1 protein-coding gene is annotated in these 272 nt (G+C 50.7%); it reads left to right on the top strand.

All coding sequences use genetic code 11. The features are described from left to right. Positions 1-45: 45 nt before the first annotated feature. The coding region (locus tag SB786_RS36305) for a hypothetical protein (protein ID WP_410731587.1) at positions 46-272 on the top strand (227 nt) is incomplete at its 3' end.

The raw sequence follows: 272 nt of genomic DNA, 5'->3' as shown, positions 1-272 counted from the left end.
CTTCACCAAGAAACAGTTTCCAGCCTCAGCGCTAAGGATGTCCGCATGAAATGGGTATTTCTCTTCTTCTGCCTATGGAGCATTGTTCAGGTCAAGTTCTTCGATATTGACAACCCGATAGACCTACAGCTGACAGCGATCTATCTCGGATTGGTGGGGATGGCATCAATGCACTTCGTCTACCGAGTATTTCTGCCCAAGCGCTTCGAGAACCCCGACGACCCGCACGAAAGAAACCGCTTCGTGCTGAGCAGTGCAGTGGTAGTTGGAAG

Source organism: Burkholderia sp. SIMBA_062 (assembly GCF_046534765.1).
GTDB lineage: Bacteria > Pseudomonadota > Gammaproteobacteria > Burkholderiales > Burkholderiaceae > Burkholderia > Burkholderia ambifaria.
The sequence above is the reverse complement of the archived record's forward strand: the minus strand, read 5'-3'. Positions and strand labels throughout refer to the sequence as shown.